Annotated in this window: 20 protein-coding genes and 1 pseudogene; 10 read left to right on the top strand and 11 right to left on the bottom strand. The window is 71.1% G+C overall.

Features of this window, described 5'->3' with window-relative positions:
• Positions 1-55: 55 nt before the first annotated feature.
• Entirely contained in the window at positions 56-463 is a 408-nt protein-coding gene (locus tag ABZ193_RS13995) for a YciI family protein (RefSeq protein WP_345073618.1), read from the top strand.
• Positions 460-1617: a DUF6596 domain-containing protein gene (locus tag ABZ193_RS13990; RefSeq protein WP_237339158.1), complete on the top strand. Its 1158-nt coding sequence runs from the start codon at positions 460-462 to the stop codon at positions 1615-1617. Before ABZ193_RS13995 ends, ABZ193_RS13990 begins: the two co-directional genes overlap by 4 nt.
• 431 nt (positions 1618-2048) lie before the next feature.
• Here the strand turns inward: ABZ193_RS13990 and ABZ193_RS13985 are convergent, their stop codons facing one another.
• Complete coding sequence (locus ABZ193_RS13985) at positions 2049-2720, bottom strand: DUF2848 domain-containing protein (RefSeq protein WP_020420333.1); 672 nt, start codon at positions 2718-2720, stop codon at positions 2049-2051.
• Positions 2721-2834: 114 nt separating this feature from the next.
• Here ABZ193_RS13985 and ABZ193_RS13980 point away from each other — a divergent pair, with 114 nt between their 5' ends.
• Complete coding sequence (locus ABZ193_RS13980; protein ID WP_354710100.1) at positions 2835-4136, top strand: MFS transporter; 1302 nt, start codon at positions 2835-2837, stop codon at positions 4134-4136.
• Here the strand turns inward: ABZ193_RS13980 and ABZ193_RS13975 are convergent.
• Both ABZ193_RS13975 and ABZ193_RS13970 read right to left on the bottom strand, forming a co-directional pair.
• Positions 4118-4768, bottom strand: coding sequence for a GntR family transcriptional regulator (locus ABZ193_RS13975; RefSeq protein WP_237339156.1), 651 nt, complete (start codon positions 4766-4768; stop codon positions 4118-4120). The two genes, ABZ193_RS13980 and ABZ193_RS13975, sit on opposite strands and share 19 nt — an antisense overlap.
• 261 nt (positions 4769-5029) lie before the next feature.
• The gene (locus ABZ193_RS13970) at positions 5030-5464 is read right to left on the bottom strand and encodes a DUF6319 family protein (RefSeq protein ID WP_020420336.1); all 435 of its coding nucleotides are present in this window, start codon (positions 5462-5464) and stop codon (positions 5030-5032) included.
• Between the two features lie 444 nt (positions 5465-5908).
• Between ABZ193_RS13970 and ABZ193_RS13965 the strand changes: the two genes are divergently transcribed.
• Together ABZ193_RS13965 and ABZ193_RS13960 are read left to right on the top strand one after the other, a co-directional pair.
• On the top strand, positions 5909-6739 hold the full coding sequence (locus ABZ193_RS13965) for a L,D-transpeptidase (protein WP_020420337.1): 831 nt from the start codon (positions 5909-5911) through the stop codon (positions 6737-6739).
• Between the two features lie 95 nt (positions 6740-6834).
• Positions 6835-7614 (top strand): choice-of-anchor P family protein, encoded by a 780-nt coding sequence (locus ABZ193_RS13960; RefSeq protein WP_235716217.1) that lies wholly within the window; start codon positions 6835-6837, stop codon positions 7612-7614.
• Between the two features lie 68 nt (positions 7615-7682).
• On the opposite strand, the gene acs is transcribed toward ABZ193_RS13960, so the two are convergent.
• Both acs and ABZ193_RS13950 read right to left on the bottom strand, forming a co-directional pair.
• Positions 7683-9647 (bottom strand): acetate--CoA ligase, encoded by a 1965-nt coding sequence (gene acs / locus ABZ193_RS13955; RefSeq protein ID WP_020420339.1) that lies wholly within the window; start codon positions 9645-9647, stop codon positions 7683-7685.
• 110 nt (positions 9648-9757) lie between these two features.
• Complete coding sequence (locus tag ABZ193_RS13950; protein WP_237339155.1) at positions 9758-10336, bottom strand: GNAT family protein; 579 nt, start codon at positions 10334-10336, stop codon at positions 9758-9760.
• A 112-nt stretch (positions 10337-10448) separates the two neighbouring features.
• On the opposite strand from ABZ193_RS13950, the gene ABZ193_RS13945 reads away from it, so the two are divergent.
• Complete coding sequence (locus ABZ193_RS13945; RefSeq protein ID WP_017985479.1) at positions 10449-10943, top strand: phosphoribosyltransferase; 495 nt, start codon at positions 10449-10451, stop codon at positions 10941-10943.
• Complete coding sequence (locus ABZ193_RS13940) at positions 10940-11665, top strand: oxidoreductase (protein WP_237339154.1); 726 nt, start codon at positions 10940-10942, stop codon at positions 11663-11665. Before ABZ193_RS13945 ends, ABZ193_RS13940 begins: the two co-directional genes overlap by 4 nt.
• Before the next feature lie 148 nt (positions 11666-11813).
• On the opposite strand, the gene ABZ193_RS13935 is transcribed toward ABZ193_RS13940, so the two are convergent.
• The 6 genes and pseudogenes from ABZ193_RS13935 to ABZ193_RS13910 form a co-directional block, all read right to left on the bottom strand.
• Positions 11814-12737 (bottom strand): N-acetylmuramic acid 6-phosphate etherase, encoded by a 924-nt coding sequence (locus tag ABZ193_RS13935; RefSeq protein ID WP_020420342.1) that lies wholly within the window; start codon positions 12735-12737, stop codon positions 11814-11816.
• Positions 12738-12760: 23 nt separating this feature from the next.
• Positions 12761-13753 (bottom strand): MurR/RpiR family transcriptional regulator, encoded by a 993-nt coding sequence (locus ABZ193_RS13930; protein ID WP_354710098.1) that lies wholly within the window; start codon positions 13751-13753, stop codon positions 12761-12763.
• Between the two features lie 416 nt (positions 13754-14169).
• A pseudogene (locus ABZ193_RS13925) lies at positions 14170-15378 on the bottom strand (serine hydrolase domain-containing protein); the annotation flags it as partial.
• Between the two features lie 82 nt (positions 15379-15460).
• Complete coding sequence (locus ABZ193_RS13920) at positions 15461-16729, bottom strand: DUF1343 domain-containing protein (protein WP_237339160.1); 1269 nt, start codon at positions 16727-16729, stop codon at positions 15461-15463.
• On the bottom strand, positions 16726-18489 hold the full coding sequence (locus ABZ193_RS13915; protein ID WP_354710097.1) for a glycoside hydrolase family 3 N-terminal domain-containing protein: 1764 nt from the start codon (positions 18487-18489) through the stop codon (positions 16726-16728). The genes ABZ193_RS13920 and ABZ193_RS13915 overlap by 4 nt, the downstream gene beginning before the upstream one ends.
• A gap of 521 nt (positions 18490-19010) precedes the next feature.
• Complete coding sequence (locus ABZ193_RS13910; RefSeq protein ID WP_237339152.1) at positions 19011-19853, bottom strand: HAD-IB family hydrolase; 843 nt, start codon at positions 19851-19853, stop codon at positions 19011-19013.
• Positions 19854-20298: 445 nt separating this feature from the next.
• On the opposite strand from ABZ193_RS13910, the gene ssd reads away from it, so the two are divergent.
• The 3 genes from ssd (at position 20299) to ABZ193_RS13895 (ending at position 23323) form a co-directional block, all read left to right on the top strand.
• The gene (ssd, locus tag ABZ193_RS13905; protein ID WP_020420348.1) at positions 20299-21372 is read left to right on the top strand and encodes a septum site-determining protein Ssd; all 1074 of its coding nucleotides are present in this window, start codon (positions 20299-20301) and stop codon (positions 21370-21372) included.
• Positions 21369-22532, top strand: coding sequence for a TadA family conjugal transfer-associated ATPase (locus ABZ193_RS13900; RefSeq protein WP_237339151.1), 1164 nt, complete (start codon positions 21369-21371; stop codon positions 22530-22532). Before ssd ends, ABZ193_RS13900 begins: the two co-directional genes overlap by 4 nt.
• Positions 22533-22636: 104 nt before the next feature.
• Entirely contained in the window at positions 22637-23323 is a 687-nt protein-coding gene (locus tag ABZ193_RS13895) for a type II secretion system F family protein (protein ID WP_237339150.1), read from the top strand.
• Positions 23324-23424: the final 101 nt, after the last annotated feature.

Here is a 23424-nt window from a genome sequence, read left to right as displayed (position 1 = left end):
CCGTCCCCGGTGCGAACGCGGCCACAATGGGCGCACCACGATCGAGGAGACGACCATGGCGAAGTATCTGCTGCTCAAGCACTACCGGGGTGCTCCGGCAGCGGTCAACGAGGTGCCGATGGACCAGTGGGCGCCGGAGGAGATCACGGCGCACGTGCAGTACATGCGGGATTTCGCGGCCCGGTTGGAGGAGACCGGTGAGTTCGTCGACGGTCAGGCGCTGGCGCCGGAGGGCACGTGGGTGCGCTACGACGGGGAGGGGCGTCCGCCGGTGACCGATGGCCCGTTCCCGGAGACCAAGGACCTGATCGCCGGGTGGATGGTGATCGACGTGGACAGCCACGAGCGTGCGGTGGAGCTGGCCGGGGAGCTGTCGGCCGCGCCGGGGGCGGGTGGGAAGCCGATCCACGAGTGGCTCGAGCTGCGCCCCTTCCTCGCCGAGCCGCCCACGGTCACGGAATGAGCCCTGCGGTGGACGAGGCCCTGCTCCGGGGCCTCACCCCGACTGTGCTCGCGATCCTCGTCCGCCGCGGAGCCGACTTCGCGGCGGCCGAGGACGCGGTGCAGGAGGCGCTGGTCGAGGCGTTGCGCGTGTGGCCCGACGACCCGCCGCGCGATCCGAAGGGCTGGCTCGTCACGGTGGCGTGGCGCAAGTTCCTGGACGCGACCCGCGCGGAAGCGGCGCGGCGCCGTCGTGAGGACCTCGTCGAGGTGGAGCCGGAGCCCGGGCAGGCCGTCGGGGTGGACGACACGCTCCAGCTGTACTTCCTGTGCGCGCACCCGTTGCTGACCCCGTCGTCCGCGGTCGCGCTCACGTTGCGTGCCGTCGGCGGCTTGACGACGCGGCAGATCGCCGCCGCGTACCTGGTGCCGGAGGCGACGATGGCGCAGCGGATCAGCCGCGCCAAGCGGACGGTCGCTGGGGTGCGGTTCGACCAGCCCGGCGACGTCGCCACCGTGCTACGCGTGCTCTACCTGGTGTTCAACGAGGGCTACTCCGGTGACGTCGACCTGGCCGCCGAGGCGATCCGGCTGACCCGCCAGCTCGCGGCGGTGATCGACCACCCCGAGGTGGCCGGGCTGCTCGCCCTGATGCTGCTGCACCACGCCCGGCGCGCGAGCCGGACCGCGCCCGACGGCAGCCTGGTGCCGCTCGCCGAGCAGGACCGCGGCCGGTGGGACACCCGCCTGATCGCGGAGGGCGTGGAGATCCTGCAGGCGGCGCTGGCCCGTGACCGGCTCGGTGAGTTCCAGGCGCAGGCCGCGATCGCCGCCCTGCACGCCGACGCGCCCACCGCCGAGGAGACCGACTGGGTGCAGATCGTCGAGTGGTACGACGAGCTGGTGCGGCTGACGGACAGCCCCGTGGTGCGCCTGAACCGGGCGGTGGCGGTCGGCGAGGCGGACGGCCCCCGCGCGGGCCTGGCGGAACTCGCGTCCCTGGACGAGGGGCTGCCGAGGTACGCCGCGGTGTCGGCGTACCTGCACGAACGCGATGGTGACCTGGCGAGCGCCGCCCGGCTGTACGCGGAGGCCGCCACGAAGGCGACGAACCTCGCCGAACGCGACCACCTGACCCGCCAAGCCGCACGACTGAACACGAGGCTGCGAGGGTGACCCCACCGCCCGGCGCCCCGATACACCGTCGCCCCGACGCGCCGACTCCCCAACGCCCCGGCGCACCCCTGCCCGCGCCGGGACGCTGAGTGGGGGCGCTGGCACGGTCACGCTCGCTGAGGGGCCCGCTCCGCAGGCGCGGAGCCCCTTACTGGTGGTGGCCTCCGGCAATCCCGCGCCTTTACCCCGCCGGGTGCCAGGACTCTGGCCGCATTGCTGGGCGTGCCCGCTCAGCGGGCGCAGTAGCCCCTTGTCGGGTGGTGGCCGCTGGCAATCCCGCGCCTCTGCCCACGCCGGGTGCCAGGACTCCGCCCACGTGCCCGGGCATGCCCGCTCCGCAGGCACGGCAGCTGCCACCGGGCGATGGCCTCCGACGACCCCGCGCCGCTACCTACCCGGGTGCCAGGACTCGCTCCCAGCCGGGCGCCCGGTCAGCCGATCGCCTCCGGCAAGCGCCGGACGCGGTAGGCCGCCTCGATCGTGTTGCCCGTCGCCGGGTCGCCCAGTTCGACCCGCCATTCGCCGGCGAACTGGTTCACCCCCGGCACCATCGGGATCGTCCCGGAGATCAGCACCACCCCCGGCTCGTACAGCCCGCGCTCGCGCAGCACGTCGAGCCAGTGCTGCGGCGTCAGCAGCTCCGCGAGCGTGCCGTCCTGGATCAGCTGCCCGTCGGCCCAGCCGCGCAGCGTCAGCGAGTCCAGCCGGTCCGCCACGTCGTCCAGCCGCCACGCCTGGCGCCCCAGCACGTCCGGCGCCGCGTTCTTGCTCCAGGCCACCCCGTGCACCTCGAGCTCCCGGTCGGTGTGGTCGCACGCGACGGTGAGCAGCACCCCGTCCGCGGTGATCACCAGCGCCCACTCCGCCTCGCCGGACGTGCGGTCGTGCTGGGCGGGCACCTCGTCGGTCTGGGCGGCCAGGTACGGGGCGACCGGGTACAGCGCCGGCGTGACCTTCGGCGCCGGCACGCCCAGCTCGGCCAGCTCGGCGACGTGCGCGGCGACGTCGGCCTGGTCGCGGCCCGCGTACCCGGCGTTCAGCAAGGTCGTCACCGGAGTGGTCACCGTCGTGCCGTCGGGCAGGTCGAAGCTCAGCGTCGGCATGTCGTCCTCCGTAATTTCGGGTAACCCAGTTCTTACCTGCGAGGGGTTGCGCATGCAGGTTGTATACAACGAGTATTACAGCATCGTGGCACCGAATAGATCAGGATGTGAGCAATGACCTCGGTAACGCCGACCGTGGACAGGGCGTCGCTACGGCGTGCCTTCCTGGCGAGCCTGTCCGGCACGTCGCTGGAGTGGTACGACTTCGCGGCCTACTCGGTGGCCGCGGCCACCGTGTTCGGACACCAGTTCTTCCCGGCTGGCGACCCGCTGGTCAGCACGATGGCCTCGTTCTCCACCTACGCCGTCGGCTACCTCTCCCGCCCGCTCGGCGGGTTCGTCTTCGGCCGTCTCGGCGACGTGCTCGGCCGCAAGCGCGTCCTGGTGATCACGCTGCTGCTCACCGGCATCGCCACCTTCCTCATCGGCGTCCTGCCGACCCACTCCGCGATCGGCGGCTCGGCGGCGGTGCTGCTGGTCCTGCTGCGCTTCGCCCAGGGCGTCGGCATCGGCGGTGAGTGGGGCGGCGCGGTGCTGCTGTCCAGCGAGTTCGGCGATCCGAAGAAGCGCGGGTTCTGGGCCTCCGCCGCCCAGGTCGGCCCGCCCGCGGGCAACCTGCTCGCCAACGGTGTCCTCGCGCTGCTGGCCCTGCTGCTGACCGAGGCACAGTTCGACTCGTGGGGCTGGCGCGTGGCGTTCCTGCTGTCCGCCGTGCTCGTCGCGTTCGGTCTGTGGATCCGGCTCAAGCTGGAGGAGACCCCGGTCTTCAAGCGCATCGCGGAGAGCGGCGAGCGGCCCAGCGCGCCGATTTCCGAGGTCTTCAAGTACGAGCGCCGGGCTCTGCTGGCCGCGATCTTCGTCCGCGTCTGCCCCGACGTGCTGTACGCGCTGTTCACCGTTTTCGTGCTGACCTACATGACCCAGGAGCTGGGCATGTCCCGCAGCCAGGGCCTCACCGCGGTAATGATCGGGTCTGCCGGACAGCTCATCCTGATGCCGGCGTTCGGCGCGCTGTCGGACCGGATGAACCGCCGCAAGCTCTACCTGTTCGCGACCATCGCCGCGGCGATCTGGCCGTTCGTGTTCTTCCCGCTGGTGTCCGGCCGCTCGTTCGGCCTGCTGCTGGTCGGCATCGTGATCGCGCTCGTCATCCACGCCGCGCTGTACGGGCCGCAGGCCGCGCTGATCACCGAGCAGTTCACCGAGCGCCTGCGCTACACCGGCAGCTCGCTGGCCTACACGCTCGCCGGCGTGATCGGCGGCGCCATCGCGCCGCTGCTGTTCACCTCGCTGCTGGCCGGATTCGACAGCTGGGTCGCGCTCGCGCTGTACGTGGTGGTGACCGCGGTGGTCAGCATCATCGGCATCGCGCTCGCGCGAGAGGCCCGCGACGAGACTCAGGTGGTCGTCAGCTGATGCTTCAGGGTCTGGGCGTGGTGGTCGTCGATGGCGGCCAGCGCCGCCTCGACCTCACCGTTGGCCAGTGCGGTCACGATGGCCTGGTGCTCGTGGATGACCTCCGCGTGCCGGGTGCCTGACCGCCGCAGCGCGACGAGCCCGGCACGCACCTGCCGGGCTCGCAGCGCGGTGTAGGTCCGGCTCAGCATCGAGTTGCCCGCGGCCTCGACGAGCAGCGTGTGGAAGTGCGCGTCGAGTTCGATGAACTCCTTGGCCGACGCCGGGTCGTCGCAGCGCTCCTGCTGTTCGAGGACCTCCTGCATCGCCCGCCACGGCACGGTCCCGGCCGCCATCACCCGCTCGGCCGCGAACCGTTCGAGCAGCCCGCGCAGTTCGACGAGGTCCCGCAGGTCGCGCCCGGTCAGCGGCGCGATGTACGCGCCCCGGTTGGGCACGAGCTGCACCAGTTCCTCGGCCGCGAGCTGCAGCAACGCCTCGCGCACGGGGGTGCGGGAGACGCCGACGCGCTCGGCGACCTCCTGTTCGCTGATGAAGCCGCCCTCGGCGTCGGGGTCGGCCAGCACGGTGTTCTTCAGGTAGTCGTAGGCCTTCGCCCGCCCGGACTGGGCGGGCTTGCTCGTCGCCGGCATCCGGGCTCCCTCCATACACGTTGTATACAGATGGTACGCGGAAAGTGTCCGGTGGGAAAAGAACGCCGGGGCGGATGCCTGATCGATGGACATCCGCCCCGGCGGGTCTCGGGATCGCCGGTCGGCGGTCGGTTTCGGCGGGCGAACGCGACGGCGGTCTCCGGCTGGTCCTGGGTGGTCGGCAGGACGCCGAGCTGCTCGGCGAGCGGCTCGACGAGCAGCATGCGGCTCGGCCCGCCGACCAGGTAGACGCCGGTGAGGTCAGCCGTCGAGCTCGGCGAGGGCCTGCCTGGCCTGCTCCAGCTCCGCCTCCAGGGCGGCGACCTTGGCCTTCTGCTGCTCGACAGCGGCGTTGATCACCTCGTCGATCGGCGTCGAGAGGTCCTCGTGCAGCTCCTTGGCCGCGCGGGACACGGCCGAGGCCGGGATCTTCAGGCCCTGCGCGACCCACTTCGAGCCGTGCTTGAGCTCGGCCTGCCACTCGCCGTCGGCGGTGCCGGTGACGGTGAGCGTGAGCTCGACGGTGCGGGTCTTCTTCGCCGCGGAGGCCTTCGGGCGGCCGCGCTTGGGCTTGGCTTCCTCGCTTTCGGCGGAGGTGGCGGCGGGAGCGGGAGCGGCTGCGGAGTCGTCCGTGACCGGCGCCGGCGTGACGGGGGTGTCCTGCTCCTGCGGGGTGGTCGTGGTGTCCAAGCTCATCGGTGCTGCGGTCTCCCTCTCGTGGGGTCCGGCTACGTCGGCCCGAATTCTAGAACAGGCGTTCGATAGCCGCTCGCTGGGGTGTGCCCGGGGATTGTCCCGCGCTACCTACTTCCGCGTACCCCCGGGGCGGCGCGTCCGGAGGTACCGCTACGCTGCCGCCATCACCCGCCAGGGTGAGGAAGCGATGTCGCTCGATGGGGGCAGGTCGAAGTGGGCGTTACTTATCTGTACCCGATCGGGTGTATCTCGTTTTTCCTGCGACCTCGGCAAATGCAGCATTTGCCCTGCTCTCCCTAATCGACCCCCGTCACCCGGGAGTTTGATCACCTAGGGGGGTCCTGATAGCAATAAGGCCCAAGGCGCACCTGCGGTGCCGCATGTCTTCGGGGGAGACCGCCTTGGTGAATTCTTGTCCGATGTAGGTCCTCAAGGATTGTGGTAATGCGCATGACGTGCAGCTCGCGCACGCAGACGGGTTCTGCGCGCCGCGGACGGCTCCCGGTCCGGCTCCTCGCCGTGGCCGGGGTCTCGACCCTGGCACTGCTCACCGGGGCGTGCTCCGGTGGCGACGAGGACGGCGTGAAGCCGGCCGCGGTGAGCCAGGAAGACCTGACCCAGCTGCCGGAGGCGACCACGTTCGCCACGGTCGCGAACGCCCCGCTCGACCCGCAGCCATCCGGTGGCGCGACGGCCGGCCGCGTGATCCACCCCAAGGCCGACATGGTCGTGTACGACTCCGTTGGCGGCAAAGCGATCGCGAAGCTGCCGTCCATCCAAATGGGATCGCCGACGTGGGTGCCGGTGATTGCGGAGCAGGGCGACTGGGCGCACGTCCTCCTGCCGACCCGGCCCAACGCCGCGTCCGGCTGGGTGCACCTGAGCGAGGGCGCCGCCGAATCCGCGCAGAACGACTACGTGGTCAATGTGGACCGTGCCGCGTTCAGCCTGGAGATCCTGGAGAGCGGCAAGTCGATCGGCAAATGGACGATCGGCACCGGCAAGCCCGAACACCCGACCCCGGCGGGGCGTGCTTACATCATCGCCTCGATCGAGGAAACGAAGAACACCTACAGCCCGATCGTGCTGCCGCTGAGCTACCACTCCGATTCGCTGGAGACCTTCGGCGGCGGCCCGGGCACGGTGGGACTGCACACCTGGCCGAACAACAGCTTCGCCGGTCAGGCGAACAGCGACGGCTGCATCCGGGTGCCCTCCGAGGCGCTCGACGAGCTCGTCAAACTGCCGCTCGGCACGATCGTGAACATCACGTGACGTCCTGAGCTTCTTCGCACTTCGCCGGCGGTCGGAATGCACCACGGGGGGCCGCCGGCTTCATTCCGCATTTCCATTTCACGAAAGGGAATTCCTTGTCCAGAAAGAAGGCTGTGGCCGGCGGCGTCGGCGTGCTCGCGACCGCGCTCGCCACCTCGGTGCTGCTCGCGCCCGCCGCGGGTGCGACCACGACCACCACGGACGGCGTCAACTCCGCCTACGCGATCGCCGCCAAGGGCCTCCTCGGGATCGACCCCAGCCCGTACGTGACCGACGAGAAGGGCTTCGAGCAGAAGTCCCTCGCCACGCTGAACGTGCCGGGCCTGGCCCAGGTCAAGCTGCTCAACGCCTCGGCGGGCGCCGGCCAGGCGCGCGCCAGCGTCGCCGACGTCAACGTCGGCCTCGGCGTCGGCAAGCCGCTGCTGACCGCGACCGCCATCGAGGCGGAGTGCGAGGGCGGCAAGGGCACCTCGTCGCTGGCCAAGGCGAAGCTCGGTGACATCACCCTCGACGTGACCGCGCCGACCAACACCACGGTCGCCGTGCCGGGTCTGCTCTCGGTCGTGCTGAACAAGCAGACCAAGAAGGACGACGGCTCGATCACCGTCACCGCGATCTCCATCAAGATCGACAACCTGCAGACGCTGGACATCGCGTCGGTCACCTGCGCGCCGGGCGACGACGACAACGGCGGTGGCGAGACCCCGACCACCAAGCCGACGACGAGCACCTCGAAGCCGGGCACCAGCACCCCGACCTCGACGAAGACCAGCTCCGGTGGCGGCGCCGGCTCGGGTGCGGGCGACAAGCCCGACGCCAACGGCAAGGCCCCGCGGCCGACCCCGGTGAAGGCCCACCTGGACGTCACCGGCTGATCCACTCTTTCCTCGGGTTCCCATGACAAGGGCCCTGCACCGCGATGTGCAGGGCCCTTGTTCGTGCGTCAGTCCTCCTTGCCGGACTTCAGGCCGCTGGAGATCAGCTCCATGACACTGGAGTCGGCCAGCGTGGTGACGTCGCCGATCTGGCGGTTCTCGGCGACGTCGCGCAGCAGGCGGCGCATGATCTTGCCGGAGCGGGTCTTCGGCAGCTCGGGCACGACCATGATCTGCCGCGGCTTGGCGATCGGACCGATCTCCTTGGCGACGTGGTTGCGCAGCTCCTGCACCGCCTCGTCGCCGCCCTCGGCCGCGGAGCCGCGCAGGATCACGAACGCGACGATGCCCTGCCCGGTGGTCGGGTCGGATGCGCCCACCACCGCGGCTTCGGCGACCGTCGGGTGCGACACGAGAGCGCTTTCGACCTCCGTGGTGGAGATGCGGTGGCCGGACACGTTCATGACGTCGTCGACCCGGCCGAGCAGCCAGATGTCGCCGTCGTTGTCGTACTTCGCGCCGTCACCGGCGAAGTAGAAGCCCTGGTCGGCGAACCGTGACCAGTACGTGTCGCGGAAGCGCTCGTCGTCGCCCCAGATGCCGCGCAGCATCGACGGCCACGGCTTGTCCAGCACCAGGTAACCGCCGCCGCCCTTGCCGACCTCGGTCGCGGTGTCGTCGACGACCTTCGCCGAGATGCCGGGCAGCGGGCGCTGCGCCGAACCGGGCTTGGTCGAGGTGACGCCCGGCAGCGGCGAGATCATGATCGCGCCGGTTTCGGTCTGCCACCAGGTGTCCACGATCGGCGCCTTGCCCGCGCCGATGTGCTCGCGGTACCACATCCACGCCTCGGGGTTGATCGGCTCGCCGACGCTGCCCAGCACGCGGAGGCTGGACAGGTCGTACTTCGCCGGGATGTCCTCGCCCCACTTCATGAACGTGCGGATCAGGGTCGGTGCGGTGTAGTAGATGGAGACCTTGTGGTTCTGGATGATCTCCCAGTGCCTGCCCTCGTGCGGCGTGTTGGGGGTGCCCTCGTAGACCACCTGGGTCGCGCGGTTCGCCAGCGGGCCGTAGACGATGTAGGAGTGGCCGGTCACCCAGCCGATGTCGGCGGTGCACCAGTAGACGTCCTCGCCCGGCTTGTGGTCGAAGACGACGTGGTGGGTGTAGGCGACCTGGGTCAGGTAGCCGCCGGAGGTGTGCAGGATGCCCTTCGGCTTCCCGGTCGTGCCGCTGGTGTAGAGGATGAACAGCGGGTGCTCGGAGTCGAACGCCTCCGGGGTGTGCTCGGTGGACTGGCCGTCGACGAGCTCGTGCCACCACACGTCCCGCTCGCTCATCGGGACCTCTTCGCCGGTGCGGCGCACGACGATGACCTTCTCGACGCTCGCGGCGCCGTCGAGGGCCTCGTCGACGTTCGTCTTCATCGGCGCGGCCTTGCCGCGGCGGTACTGGCCGTCGGAGGTGATCACGACCTTGGCCTCGGCGTCGTCGACGCGGGAGCGCAGCGCCGCCGGGGAGAACCCGCCGAAGACGACGCTGTGCATCGCGCCCAGCCGCGCGCAGGCCAGCATCGCGACGATCGCCTCGGGGATCATCGGCAGCTGGATGGCGACCCGGTCGCCGGAGGTGACGCCGAGGGAGGCCAGCGCGTTCGCGGCCTTGGACACCTCGTCCTTGAGCTGGGCGTAGGTGATGTCACGGGTGTCGCCCGGCTCGCCGACCCAGTGGATGGCGACCTGCTCGCCGTGCCCGGACTCGACGTGCCGGTCGACGCAGTTGTACGCGACGTTCAGCTTGCCGCCGACGAACCACTTGGCGAAGGGCGCGCCCGACCAGTCGAGGACCTGGGACCACTTGGTGTCCCAGTGCAGCCGCTCCGCCTGCTCGGCCCAGAACGCTTCGCGGTCGGCGTCGGCCTTCTCGTACCAATCGGCCTTCGCGTTGGCCTGCGCCGCGAACTCGTCGGTCGGCGGGAACGTCCGGTTCTCGGTGAGCAGGTTGTCCAGCGCGGGGGACTGCTCTGTCATGGTGCACGGCCTCCTGAAGTCACTCATCACTGGCTGACGCCGGATGCACGGTAGCGACGTTAGCCCCCGCGACGAAAGAGCGCAGCACCTCACGGCACGTCCCGCGTCGATCACCGCACGCGATCGAGCAGGTTCTCCTGTGTCGTAGGCCACTCCTCGGCGAGCAGCGAGTAGACGACGGTGTCGCGGCGGCTGCCGTCCGGGCGGATGCGGTGCGCGCGCAGCAGGCCCTCCCGGCTGGCGCCGAGCCGCTCGATGGCGCGCTGCGACTTCTCGTTGCGGTGGTCGGTGTGCCAGGTGACCCGCCGTGCGCCGAGCACGTCGAAGGCGCGTTCCAGCAGCAGGAGTTTGGCTTCGGTGTTCAGCGCCGTGCGCTGCCACGGACTGCCGATCCAGGTGTAGCCGATGGCGAGGCCGCGGTGGCGCGGGACGATCTCGTAGTAGGAGGTCGTGCCCGCGACGCGGCCGGTGGTGGCGTCGACCTGTGCCCACGCGATCCGGCCGGGCTCGGCGAGGATGTCGTCGATCATGGCCCTGGTGTCGTCGAGGGTTGCCGGTTGGCGGAGGCTGAGCCAGCGCCAGACCTCGGCGTCGCGGCCGGCTTCGTGCAGGCCCTCGGCGTGTTCCTGGCCGAGCGGTTCGAGGTGGACGTGCTTGCCGCGCAGCGCGGGCCGGTCGTGCCAGTTCACGCGGGGACGGTACCCGTCCGAACTGGTCTTTCGGCAGTGCCAGTTCCGGCTTGCTTTCAAGGTCCACTTCGTCGCCTCATATGCTCGCGGGGACGCGTCGAAGGAGGTCCGAGTGGCTGAGCGGGAAGAGCTCACCTGGGAGTTGTTCGGTTCGGCCAGCCGGGAGCTCGCCCAGCAGGTGGCGGACAGCGGGTACGAGCCGGACGTGATCCTGTCCATCGCCCGCGGCGGGTTGTTCGTCGCCGGCGCGCTCGGCTACGCGCTCGACGTGAAGAACCTGCACGTCATGAACGTCGAGTTCTACACCGGCGTCGGCGAGCGGCTCGAACTGCCGGTGATGCTGCCGCCGGTGCCGAACGCCGTCGACCTGACCGGCGCGAAGGTCCTGGTGGCCGACGACGTCGCCGACACCGGCGCCACGCTCAAGCTGGTGCGTGACTTCTGCGCGGACCACGTGGCGGACGTGCGGTGCGCGGTGGTGTACGAAAAGCCCTGGTCAGAGGTGAAGTGCGAGTACGTCTGGCGGCGCACGGACCGGTGGATCAACTTCGCCTGGTCGAAGCAGCCGCCGGTGATCCGGCGCGAGGGGCAGGTGCTGGACGCATGAGCGACCCACTGGCGCCGCTGCTCGAACTGGAGGGCGTGGCCGAGGCGGCGAAGAAGGCGCAGGACGCGGTCTTCGCCGTGCACCGCCTCCCCGTGAACCTGCGCGGCGGCTCGGCCACCGCGGCCGAGGCGTCCGTCCGGGGCGCCCGGGCGTCGGCCGCGCTCGACGGCGCGGACCCGGAAATTCCGGCCGACGCCGAGGTGAAGGACCCGATCCTGGCCGGCGCGCTGCGGGTGGCGGAAGCGAGCGAGTCGCTGCTGCCCACCTGGCGCCGCGCCCCGCGACAGGCGCTGGCCCGGATGCACGTCCTGGCCGCGGCCGATCTCGTCGACCACCAGGACGCGCTGGGCCGCCCCGACCCGGCCGCCGGTGCCCGCCTGGACCTGCTGACGCAGCTGGTCACGGGCGCGACGTCGGTGCCAGGCCCCGTGCTGACCGCCGTCGTGCACGGCGAGCTGCTCAGCCTGCGGCCCTTCGGCACGGCGGACGGCGTGCTGGCCCGCGCCGCGGCTCGCCTGACCATGACGGCGAGTGGCGTCGACCCGAAGGGCCTGAGCGTCCCCGAGGTCGCCTTCTTCCGCCGGTCAGCGCGGTACCAGGAGACGGCGGCGGCCTTCGCGACCGGAAGCCCCGACGGCGTGCGCTCGTGGCTCCTCTTCGTGTGTGAAGCGCTGGAAGCGGGCGCGCGGGAGGCCAAGAGCATCGCCGACGCCGCCGGCTGAGCTGCCTCGTCGGCGGGCCGCGTTCCGCACGCGGCGGTGGTGCCGGGGTTGACCGCGGTGCCGTGCGCTGGCCGTCGTCAACCGCTCGCAGTCGCGCAATTCGGGGAAGTGCGACGCTCCCCGCGCACCTCCCCGGGACTGCGCGACCTCAGGTCGTCGCGCAGGCGAGCAGCGCCTCCCGCACGTGCCCGCCGTTCGCGGCCAGCATGTCCGCCGCCGTCGCCGCGTCCACCCCGCACAGCAGGTGCACCAGCGCGACCTTCAAGTCACCGTTCGCCTCCGCCAGGGCCTCGGCGGCTTCCCGCTCGTCCGCGCCCGTCGCCTCGCTGAGGATGCGCAGCGTCCGGCCGCGCAGCTTCGCGTTGGTCGCGCGCAGGCTGACCATCAGGTTCGAGTAGGTCCGGCCGAGCTTGATCATCGTGGCAGTGGAGAACGCGGTCAGCAGGATCTTCTGCGCCGAGCCCGCCTTCATCCGCGTCGACCCCGCGATGACCTCCGGACCGGTGTCCACCGAGATGAACACGTCGACCCCGGACGGCCTGGCCGCACGCGCGTTGCCCGAAACCAGGCCGGTCGTCGCGCCCAGCCGCGCGGCCGCCTGCAGCGCGCCGATGACGAACGGGGTGCGGCCGGACGCGGTCAGGCCCAGCACGAAGTCGCCCGCCCGCACCGAAGCCGAGATCTCCGCGGCACCCGCGGCGGCGTCGTCCTCGGCGTTCTCGACCGCTTCGCGCAACGCCCGGTCGCCGCCCGCGTGGTGCGCGACGAACCAGTCGGCAGGCACGTTGAACGTCGGCACGAGCTCGGCGGCGTCCAGCGTCGCCAGACGGCCGGACGTGCCCGCGCCGACGTAGTGCACACGATGGCCGGTGCGCAGCGCCTCCACCGCATGATCGACCGCGTCCGCCAGCTCGGGCAGGACCTTGGCGACCGCATCGGGGACCCGGCGGTCCTCGTCGTTGATCATGGTCAGGATGCCGAGGGTCGACATCCGGTCGATCTCGGTGGTGCGGGGGTTGCGCTGCTCGGTCGGGGAATCGACGTGGACCACCTGACTCGGCACCGTCATCATGCGTCTCACCGTTTCCTTCGTGCTCACTTTCCGGTTTCTCGCGGCCGCCTCCGGCCGTCCGGTCGCACGCCGAGGCGGTGACCGCCGACGGCGTCGCGAGTGGCTTCCAGCGCGGCGGACGCGCTCTCCATGTGGTGCTGCGCGACGCCGATGAACACGCAGTCGATGACCGTGAGCTGGGCGATCCGGCTCGCGGTCGCGCCCGAGCGGAAGGTCGTCTCGCGTGCGGCCGTGGTCAGCACGTAGTCGGCGACCTCGGTGATCGGCGAGCGCGGGAAGTTGGTCAGCGCCACCGTGGTCGCGCCGTGCTCGCGGGCCACCCGCAGCGCCTCGACGGTGTCGGTGGTCGCGCCGGTGTGGGAGACGCCGATCGCGACGTCGCCGGCGCCCAGCACGGCGGCCGAGGTCAGCATGATGTGCGTGTCCGACCAGGCGAAACACACGCGGCCGATGCGGTGCAGCTTCTGCTGCAGGTCGGCGGCGACGAACGCGCTCGCGCCGACGCCGTAGACGTCGGTGCGCCCGGCGTTCGCGAGCAGTTCGATCACGCGCTGCAGGGTCGCGATGTCGAGCTGGTCGGCGGTCTCCTCCACCGCGCGGGCGTCGGCGAAGCTGACCTTGCCGACCACGGCGGCCAGGTCGTCGTCCACGGCGATCTCGCCGCCCAGGTTGCGAGCCGATCGCGCCTCGGAGCGGGCGGTGTCGGCGGCCAGCGCGATCCGCAGCTGCGGGTACCCGCCGACCCCCACGGCCTTGCAGAACCGGGTCACTGTGGTTTCGCTGGTGTTCGCCGCGAGAGCCACCTCGGTGATCGACCGGCGCGCTACTGCAGACGGGTCATCGAGGACGACCTTGGCTACACGCTGTTCCGCCCTGGCCAGACCGGGCAGCAGCGACCGGATCCGGACCAGGGGACTGGTTTCGGACTCGCGTGCGACCGAACCGATCTCGCTCGGTGCCTGCCCCGTCACGGAATCGGCATCCGTTTCCGTGGGAAACTTACTAACCGTAGGCATTTGAGACAAGGTTACCCACATCCTTAGGGATGATCGCAACTCGCCCGCCCCTGCACGGCCGAGCTGCGGTGACTCAGTTGCCCGGAAAGTCGCCAACTACGTCGTGGTTGTTAACGTCATCAAGTTAACGACTTGGCAACTTCCGATGGTTCCCGAAACAGCCGACGATCGTCGGTGGCTCCCGCTCGCGTCTCAGTGATAGGGACTTCCCCGCCACGATGGTATGACGCGACTCTGCGCACTTTAAGTACGAATGGAGCAGCCGTCCGGTAACTGTTCGTGACGGACACGAGTGTCCGAAATTCGTTGGCGCTGGTTGGTGGCACACCACCCGGATGCACGGTGAGTGTCCGCTCGCCGAAAGATCACCTGTCCGGCCGCGGGTAATTCGGCCTACAGGCGGACCGGTTTCACCGCGCTTCGGCCAGCGAGCTCGCCCACTTCTCGCGGGCCGGGTTGATCGAACCCCAGTCGCGGGTCGGGTGAACGCGATTGGTCAGCAGGATCGCAAACGACCGGGACACCGGATCGATCACCAGCGACGTGCCGGTGAACCCGGTGTGGCCCGCGGTGGTGGGGGCGGACAGCGCTCCCATGTAGAACCGCTGGTCCAGCTCGAACCCGAGCCCGTGCGCGTGACCGGGGAAGGCCTGGTTGTAGTCGGTCAGCATGTCCCGCACGGTCTCCGGGCGCAGGATGCGGGCGTCCCGGTAGGCGCCGCCGTTGAGGATCGTCTGCGCGAGCACCGCCAGGTCCGGCGCGGTGGAGAAGATGCCGGCGTGACCGGACACCCCGCCCAGCGCCCACGCGTTCTCGTCGTGGACCTGGCTGCGCACCATGCCGCGTGGTGGATCCGCCTGGAACTCGGTGGCCGCGATCCGGCCGAGCTTCTCCGCGGGCGGGTTGAACGTCGTGTCGGTCATCCCGAGGGGCAGGGTGATCCGGTCCCGCACCACGACGTCGAGCGGCTGCCCGGCGATCCGCTCGACGAGGAAGCCGAGCGTCATCAGGTTGATGTCCGAGTAGAGGTACGTCGTGCCCGGCTCGTTCGTCAGCGGACTGTCGAGCACGGCCTTCCGCCGGGACGGGATGTCCGGGTAGCCCTCCCACAGGGACGGGCGCGGGTCGGCGGCCAGGCCAGAGGTGTGGGTGAGCAGCTGCCGCACGGTCACCTGCTGCTTCCCGTTCGCCGCGAACTCGGGCAGGTAGTCGGCGACCGGCCGGTCCAGGGCGACCTTGCCGTCCTCCACGAGCTGCATCACCGCGAGGGACGTGAACACCTTGGTGATCGAGGCCAGGTCGAAGATCGTGTCGGCGCGCACCGGCACCTGCTGGTCGGGCGGCAGCTCGGCGCCCGCGGCGTCGGCGTACCGGAGCGCCCCGCCGGTCGCGGTCTCCTCGACGATCACCCCGTCGTGCGCGAGGATTCCGGCCGCGCCGGAGAAGTGCGGGTGCCCGGAAACCGGATCCGGTTTGGCCCAGTCGCTCAGGAACTGCTCGGCGGCCAGCAGCGGCGCGGGATCGAGGCCCACCTCGCCGGGCGCGCCCGGGCGCAGCACCGTGTCGGCCGGTGCGAACTCGTACTGCGGACGGTCGATCCGCCCGGTGTGCGCCTGTTCGGTGATGGTGGTACTCGCTCCGGGGACGGTGAGGGCGGAAACGGTCAGCACCGCCGCGACCAGTAGTTTGCCCGTTCGCACGCCGGCCTCACCAGTAGAGCAGATGCGGCCGACGGCGGGCGGTGAACTCGTCGAGCTCCGCCTGCCAGGACCCGACGATCTCGTCCACCCCCGCCCCGCGGTCGACCATCGTGCGCAACCGGTCCGAGCCGGTGAGCTTGTCGATGCCGTTGTCCGCGCGCCAGGCGAAGAGGTCCGGGTGCAGCTTCTTGGCCGTGACCAGCATGGCCACCGCCGTGCGGATGGCGTCGAACGAGGCCGGGTCGGTGACCGTGAGCTGCACCCCGCCGCAGGTCTGGTTGACGAACTTGCCGAACGTCGGGACGAAGTAGGTCTCCCGGAACCGCACGCCCGCGAGCCCCAGCGCGGTCAGCTCGTCCCGCCAGCGCCAGTCGATGCCGGGGGCGCCGATGATCTCGAAGGGCCGCGTCGTGCCGCGTCCCTCGGAGAACACCGTGCCCTCGAACATGCCCGTGCCGGGGTAGACCAGCGCGGTGTCCGCGGTCGGCATGTTCGGGCTCGGTGGCGTCCAGGTCAGCCCGGTGCCGGCGAAGAAGATGTCCCGGCGCCACCCCTCGGTCTGCACCACCTGCAGGTCCGCCAGCCGCACCCCCTCGGCAGGCAGCAGCTCCGCGGCGAAGTACTTCGCCAGCTCGCCGACGGTCATGCCGTGCTGCTGCACGATCGGCTTGAGCCCGACCCCGGAGGCGAACTCCGGGCGCAGCATCGGGCCGTACGCCTTGCCGCCGATGGGGTTGGGCCGGTCCAGCACGACGAAGGCCGCGCCCGTGCGGCCCGCCGCGACCATCGCCGTGTACATCGACCAGATGTAGGTGTAGAAGCGGGCGCCGACATCGGCGATGTCGAACACCACCGTGTCCACGCCTGCCTTGGTGAACATCCCGGCCAGCTTCGCGGCGTCCGCGCCGTACGCGTCGTACACCGCGATGCCGGTGCGCGGGTCCGTGTAGTCGCCCTCCGAACCACCAGCCTGCGCGCTGCCCCGGAAACCGTGCTCCGGCCCGAAGGCGGCGACCGGCCGGACACCGGCGGCGATCATCGAGTCGACGATGTGGTCGCCGTTCTCCAGCACGCCCGTCGGGTTCGACAGCACGCCCACCTTGCGGCCGGCGAGCGAGCGCCAGCCCTGCCGGGCGAGGATGTCGGCTCCGGTCACGACCGGCCCCCGCGACGCGGCCGGCAACACGCGTGCCGGTTCCGCCAGCGCGGAGCCGCCGGTCAAGAGGGGTGTCGCGAGGGCGCCGGTGACCAGGAACCCGCGCCGGTTGAAGCTCACCATGTCAGTCCTGTGCCGAAGGGATACCGGATCTGCCCGGCGTCGTCGCCGGCCGGGATGTCGACGGGCAGCTTGCCCTGTGGCGAAATCTCGCCCGTCAGCACCTTGGCCAGCGAAGCCATCGTCACATCCCGCCAGTCGTACGTCGCCACCCAGGTCGGTACGTCGGCGTAGCCCGGGTCGTACGGTTCCTGGACGCTCACTGCGACGACCGGTTTCCCGGTCGCGAGCAGTTCACGCACAAGATCACCCTGAGCGGTGTCAGTGCGCAGCCCGTTGGTCAGCACGACGACGGTGTCCGCTTCGCCGGCGGCCGCCACCGCTTCGGCGATCTTCGCGGCGGTCGGCTTGGCGCCGGTCGAGACGGCCGTGCCGCCGAGCCGTTCGGCCAGTGCCCGGACCGGCTCCGCCGGGTAGCCGGGGTAGTTCGGGTTGTTCCAGCCGGTCACCAGGACCTTGCCCGGCTCGCGGCGGGGGAGCAGGCCGGCGTCGTTGCGGAGCACGGTGGTGGTGCGGTCGGTGATGGCCTGGATCTTCTCCCGGTTGGCCGGGCTGCCGACGACCTGCTTCACCGCCCGCGGGTTGACCAGCGGGCTCGCCACGATGCCGCGCTTGTCCTTGAGCTTCAGGATCCGCAGCACGCTCTGGTCGATCCGCTCCTCGGTCAGCCTGCCGCTCTTGACCGCGTCCAGCACGCTGTTGATGGCCAGCCCCAGGTCCGGCGGCATCAGCATCTGGTCGACCCCGGCTTCCAGTGCCAGCACCGGGATCTCCGCGTCGGTGTGCAGCTCGCGCACGCCGGCCATCTGCAGCGAGTCGGTCGCGACCACCCCGTCGTAGCGCAGCTCGTCCCGGAGGATGCCGGTCATGATCGGCTTCGACAGCGTCGCGGGCTCACCCGACGGGTCCAGGCTGGGCACGGTGATGTGCGCGGACATGATCACGTCGGCGCCCGCGTCGATCGCCGCCCGGAACGGCGGCAAGTCGATCTGCCGCCACTGTTCCTCCGTGCGGTTGATGACCGGCAGCCCGGTGTGGCTGTCGGTGGCCGCGTCGCCGTGACCGGGGAAGTGTTTGGCCGCCGCGGACACCGTCTCCGTCGCCGGCCCCGAGTTCTGGTAGCCGTCGACCTCCGCGGCGACCAGCTCGCCGGCCAGCGCCGGATCGGCGGAGAACGACCGCGAGCCGATGACCGGGTTGAGCGGGTTGGAGTTGACGTCCGCGTCGGGCGCGAAGTCCTGGTTGATGCCCATGGCCCGCAGCTCGTGGCCGTTCACCGTGGCGAGCGTCCGCGCGTCCGCGGCGCTGCGGCCCGCCCCGATGGCCATGCTGGACGGGAACTCCGTCGCGGGCGCGGCGATGCGCGTGACCCGGCCGCCCTCCTGGTCGGTCGAGACGATCAGCGGCACCTTCGCGCCCGACGACAGCGCGGCCTGCTGCAGCCCGTTCGAGAAGCGCGCGACCTGCGCCGGGTCGTCCACGTTGTCGGTGCCGGAGTTGTTGAAGTAGATGACACCGCCCGGGTGGTAGCGCTGGACGACCTCCGCGGCCGTGTCCACCCCGTACTTCTTCCGGTTGCCCTCGTCGGCCTGGTCGGCGGACTTGCCCCAGACGTCGGCGACGAAGAGCTGGCCGACCTTCTCCTCGAGCGACATCTTCCGCAGCGTCTGCTCGGCCCAGCCGTCCTGGCGGCCCGTTGCGGCGGAGGACGCGCCGACCGCGCTCACGCCGAGAACCCCCACGACGATCGCGGCAAGCACATGACTCCTCCGGCGCATCGCGAACCCTCCCCTGTGATGATCGCCGGCGGACGAGCCGGCATTGGGGGAAGCTACTCAGTCGCTCGGGACGAGGTCAACGACCGCCTTACTTTCGGAGGAGTCCGAAAGTGTCTTTCAGGTTCTGTCACTCTCGCGGGCTAATCCCTTGGACATAAAAATGCGCGGGCGCCGCCGGCGATGTGCCGGGCGGCGCCCGCCCGCGCGGACTGCTCAGGTGACCAAGCTGCAACTCGTGTCGTACCTACGGGGACTCGGCGTCCGGCGTCCCGGTACGCAGTCCCTCGACGACAAGCCTCCCGCGGCGCGCTGCGCGTGGGTGCCTGGAGTCCGCGCACGGAGGTTCTCGGGGAGGAACGAGACTCATCTTCGTCTCGCCCTGGGCCGAACAACGTCCGCACTTCACTTTGTACCCAGTGACCGCCGTCACTTCAAGGGGTCGGACGGGTGCACCGGTACAGACGCTCGATCCGGTGAGGCGGGCACCCTCAGCGACTAGACTTCTACGCTCCCCCACGGCGTTTGCGCGTCAGCCCGTACCAGGTCACCCCCGCCGCGGCGACCGCGCCGAGACCGAGTCCGACGGCCAGCGTCGCCGTCGACGGCGCCGGGAACCGGCTCCGCAGCGAGACCGGTTTGGTGAACTCGAGCACCGGCCAGCCGCGGTCGAGCGCGGTCCGGCGGAGCAGGCGGTCCGGGTTCACGGCGTGCGGCTTCCCGACCGTCTCCAGCAGCGGGACGTCGGTGCTGGAATCGGAATAGGCGTAACACTCGGCCAGGTCGTAACCGTTCTCCGCGGCCAATTGTTTCGCCGCCACCGCTTTCTGCTCGCCGTAGCAGTAGAAAGCGATTTCCCCGGAATAGCGACCGTCCACGACGGCCATTTTCGTCGCGACGCTGCCCGTCGCGCCGAGCATCGCCGCGATCGGCGTCACCACCTCGTCGCCCGCCGCCGACAGCACGATCACGTCGTGGCCCTCCGCCTTGTGCCACGCGATCAGCTCGGCGGCCTCGGAGTACACCAGCGGGTCGACGATGTCGTGCAACGTCTCGTTGACGATCGCCCGCACCTGGGCGACGTCCCAGCCCGTGCACAACGCGGAGATCTCGGCGCGCATCCGCTCGGTCCGGTCGGCGTCCGCGCCGGAGAGGGAGAAGACGAACTGCGCGTACGCGCTCTTCAGCGCCGCCCGCTTGCTGATCAGCCCCTCGCGCAGCAGCGGCTTGCTGAACGCCAGCGCGCTGGAGGAGGCGATGATCGTCTTGTCCAGGTCGAAGAAGGCCGCGACGCCGGTTCCGGTCGCGGCGCGCCGGTCGCCCGGCGGCGAGCTGGGAGGTTCTGCCACCGCTTCAGGATAGGAGTAGATCGTCGGCGGGGCGGTGAGGTGACCACGAACGGTGTCGCCCGGTCGGAAATTGGTTGCCCGCGGGGGAAATCGATTGCCGGTGCCGTTACCGAATTGTGGGTGTCGCGAGCGGCGTTGCGGGCCGCTCGGCGGAGTTACAGTGGACCGCATCCGGTGTTCCCACCGGCGGTTCAGTCCAACCCCCCGGGGCTGAACCCTCGGCGACCCCCGCCCCTCCCCCCTGGCGGGGGTCGCCCCTTTTCTTCGCGCGCGGGCGCGGATCCTGCCACAGCGCACCGACGATCCCGCTCTGCGGACCCGCCCCGGTCGCGAGTTGTCCACAAGACCCCAGTTGTCCACAGGTCCCGCCGGAGCTCCTTGTCGCGGCACGGCGCGAGCACGACGGTGGAGTCAGGTCAAACACCGATCACCGCTGGGGGCCGTCATGGAACACGCTCGTCCGCTCGTCATCGCCCACGACGAGGTCATGCTCGACGAAATCCTGCGGGTCGCCGCGGCTGTGGGCTGCGAGACGCAACGCGCGCCCGATCTGCTCGCCGCCCGGCCGCGGTGGCCGGACGCGCCGCTGGTGCTGGTCGACGAGCAGGCCGTCGACGGTGAAGTGGAGCTGCCGCGGCGCCCCGGCATCCTGCTGATCACCAAGGGCGCGCCGGATTCCCGTACGTGGCGGAGGGCTTTCCGCGCCGGCGTCGAAGGAGTCGTGTCGCTGCCGGAGGACGAGTCGGCGCTGGCGTCGGCGCTCGCCGACGTCGTCGACGGGCCGGGACTGCCGGGCGGGCGGATCATCGGCGTGCTGGGCGGCCGCGGCGGAGCCGGGGCGTCCGTCCTGGCGGCGGCCACCGCGCTGGTCGCGTGCCGCACCGATCCGGGCGGGCTGCTTGTGGACTGCGATTCGTTGTCCGGCGGGATCGACGCGTTGCTGGGAGCCGAGAACACGGAGGGTCTCCGCTGGCCCGAGCTGCGGCCCGGCGCCGGCCGGTTGTCGATGCCGGCGCTGCTGGAATCGCTGCCCGAGTTCCGGTACCGCGGCTTGCGGTTGCCGTTCCTGTCCTGCCACCGCAACGGCGACGGGCCGACGGGGCAGGGCGTCGCGGCGGTGATCGAGGCCGGGCGCCGGGCGGGCCGCACGGTGGTGTGCGATCTGCCGCGCCACCTCGACGGGCCCGGCCTCGCCGTCGTCGCCCGCGCCGACCTGGTGATCGTGGTGATCCCGGCCGAGATGCGCGCCTGCCTGGCCGCCCGCCGGGTGGTCAAGCAGCTGGGTGACCCGGCAGGCCGGGTCCGGCTCGTCGTCCGCGGGCCCGCGCCGGGCGACCTCGAGCCGAGCGTCGCGGCCGGCGCGATCGGGCTGCCACTGCTGACGTCGATGGCCGTCGAACGCCAACTGGACCGGGAGATCGAGCGCGGCAACTTCCTCCCGCGGCCGCGCGGCGCGCTGATGGAGACCGCGCGCCTCATCCTGGAGCAGTCGCAGTCGAAGCAGGTGCTGGCGGCATGAACAACGAACTGGTCGAGCGGGTCCGCCACCGGCTGGCCGGCGCCGGGGCCGGGACGGACCCGGCGACGGTGGCGGACGCGGTCCGCGCCGAAGCCGGGCGTCCGGTCGGGCACACGGAGGCGCTCGACGCGCTGCGGCTGATCCGGCAGGAGCTGGCCGGCGCCGGTCCGCTGGAACCGTTGCTCGCCCTGCCCGGCGTCACCGACGTGCTGGTCACCGGGCCCGACGACGTGTGGGTGGACGGGGCCGACGGGTTGCGCCGCGCCGAGGCCCACTTCTCGGGCGAGGAGGGAGTGCGCCGTCTCGCCCAGCGGCTCGCGTTGGCGGCCGGACGGCGGCTCGACGACGCCCAGCCCTATGTCGACGGCTGGCTGCCGGGGCTCGGGCCGCACGGCCGCGTCCGGCTGCACGCCGTGCTGCCGCCGATCGCCGCCGACGGCACCTGCATCTCGTTGCGGATCCTCCGTCCCGCCGTGCACGACCTCGCCGCGTTGCGCGAGCTGGGCACGTTCGGGGCCGAAGGCGCGGAGCTGGTCGAGTCGGTGGTCGCCGCCCGGCTGGCCTTCCTCGTCACCGGTGGCACCGGCGCGGGCAAGAGCACCCTGCTCGCCGCGATGCTCGGTGCGGTGTCCCCGGCCGAGCGGATCGTGTGCGTCGAGGACGCCGCCGAACTCCAGCCCGCGCACCCGCAGTTCGTGCGGCTGACCGCCCGGCCGCCCAACGTCGAGGGCGCGGGCGAGGTCGGCCTCCGGGACCTGGTGCGCCAAGCGCTGCGGATGCGACCCGACCGGCTCGTCGTCGGCGAGGTGCGTGGCCAGGAGGTGTGCGAGCTGCTCAATGCGTTGAACACCGGTCATGACGGCAGCGCTGGAACGTTGCACGCGAATTCGACGGCGGAGGTGCCTGCCCGGCTGGAAGCGCTTGCCGCGCTGGGTGGTCTGTCCCGCTCGGCATTGCACAGCCAGCTCGCGGCCGCCGTGCAGGTCGTCCTCCACATGCGCCGGTCGTCGTCGGGGCAGCGGGAACTGGCGGAGGTCGGCGTGCTGAGCCGGAGCGACAACGGGGACGTCCGGGTGCTTCCGGTGTGGCAGGACGGTGGATGGACCAAGCGGCGGGTGTTGTTCACCGCGTTGCTGCCCAGGGGAGGCCGGCCGTGCTGACCCACTCGCTGGCCTGCGCGGCCGCGGCCGCCTTGTGCTGGCCTCCGGTGCGGGGCTCGGCGGCGCGCCTGGGAGTACTTGCGCCGTCTCCGGGACGCCGCGGATTGCCGAAGCCGCGGAAGGCGTTCGCGTTCGGGTTGGTGCCGTTGCTGTTCGTCGTGCCGCCGATGGTGTGGGCGGCAGGGGCATTGCTCTGCTTGGCCGGCTGGCGCCAGTGGCACGCGCGCCGCCGGTCGAAGTCCGGTTTCGCGATGCGCCGGGCGATGGCCGAGGCGCTGCACGCGATGGTGGTGGACCTCCGGGCCGGCGCCACGCCCGCCCTGGCCGCCGAGTCCGCCGCAGCTGATGCACCTGGCCCGGTCGCCGAGATCCTCGACGCGGTGGCCGGCGCTGCCCGCCTTGGCGGGAACCTCGCCGAAACGTTGGCGACGGTCACCACGGCCGAACCACTGTCGGCAGCGCGGCGACGCTTGGTGCGGGCGTGGTCGCTGAGTCAACGCCACGGCCTCCCACTGGCCGATCTGCTCGACGCGGTCCGCCAGGACATCACGGCCGAGCTGCGGTTCACCAACCAGTCGGAGGCAGCAATGTCCGGCCCCCGCGCGAGCGCGACGGTCCTCGCCGCCCTGCCCGTGTTCGGCCTGCTGCTCGGCGAGGGCATGGGAGCCCACCCGACGCACATCCTGTTCGCCACCCCGAGCGGCAACGCCCTCCTCCTGCTCGGCACAGCACTGATCACCACCGGCGCCGCCTGGAGCGCCCACCTCACAAGACGAGGAGCCCCGCGATGAGCAAGCCCACGGCCCCATTGCTGCCGACAACACCCTCACCTCAACCGCTGCCGGTAACACCCTCACCTCAACCGCGCCAGCTCACTCCAGTTCGCAGCCCG

The sequence above is a fragment of the Amycolatopsis sp. NPDC006125 genome (genome assembly GCF_040614195.1).
In the GTDB taxonomy this organism is placed as follows: domain Bacteria; phylum Actinomycetota; class Actinomycetes; order Mycobacteriales; family Pseudonocardiaceae; genus Amycolatopsis_E; species Amycolatopsis_E tucumanensis.
Note: the sequence above shows the minus strand (reverse complement) of the source record. Positions and strands in the feature narration are given on the sequence as shown.

What these genes read in the sequence shown, in the direction of transcription:
- ABZ193_RS13995 (WP_345073618.1), top strand. Translation starts at nt 56, where the DNA reads ATGGCGAAGTATCTGCTGCTCAAGCACTACCGGGGTGCTCCGGCAGCG.
- ABZ193_RS13990 (WP_237339158.1), top strand. Translation starts at nt 460, where the DNA reads ATGAGCCCTGCGGTGGACGAGGCCCTGCTCCGGGGCCTCACCCCGACT.
- ABZ193_RS13985 (WP_020420333.1), bottom strand. Translation starts at nt 2,720, where the DNA reads ATGCCGACGCTGAGCTTCGACCTGCCCGACGGCACGACGGTGACCACT.
- ABZ193_RS13980 (WP_354710100.1), top strand. Translation starts at nt 2,835, where the DNA reads ATGACCTCGGTAACGCCGACCGTGGACAGGGCGTCGCTACGGCGTGCC.
- ABZ193_RS13975 (WP_237339156.1), bottom strand. Translation starts at nt 4,768, where the DNA reads ATGCCGGCGACGAGCAAGCCCGCCCAGTCCGGGCGGGCGAAGGCCTAC.
- ABZ193_RS13970 (WP_020420336.1), bottom strand. Translation starts at nt 5,464, where the DNA reads ATGAGCTTGGACACCACGACCACCCCGCAGGAGCAGGACACCCCCGTC.
- ABZ193_RS13965 (WP_020420337.1), top strand. Translation starts at nt 5,909, where the DNA reads ATGCGCATGACGTGCAGCTCGCGCACGCAGACGGGTTCTGCGCGCCGC.
- acs (WP_020420339.1), bottom strand. Translation starts at nt 9,647, where the DNA reads ATGACAGAGCAGTCCCCCGCGCTGGACAACCTGCTCACCGAGAACCGG.
- ABZ193_RS13940 (WP_237339154.1), top strand. Translation starts at nt 10,940, where the DNA reads ATGAGCGACCCACTGGCGCCGCTGCTCGAACTGGAGGGCGTGGCCGAG.
- ABZ193_RS13935 (WP_020420342.1), bottom strand. Translation starts at nt 12,737, where the DNA reads ATGATGACGGTGCCGAGTCAGGTGGTCCACGTCGATTCCCCGACCGAG.
- ABZ193_RS13930 (WP_354710098.1), bottom strand. Translation starts at nt 13,753, where the DNA reads ATGCCTACGGTTAGTAAGTTTCCCACGGAAACGGATGCCGATTCCGTG.
- ssd (WP_020420348.1), top strand. Translation starts at nt 20,299, where the DNA reads ATGGAACACGCTCGTCCGCTCGTCATCGCCCACGACGAGGTCATGCTC.
- ABZ193_RS13900 (WP_237339151.1), top strand. Translation starts at nt 21,369, where the DNA reads ATGAACAACGAACTGGTCGAGCGGGTCCGCCACCGGCTGGCCGGCGCC.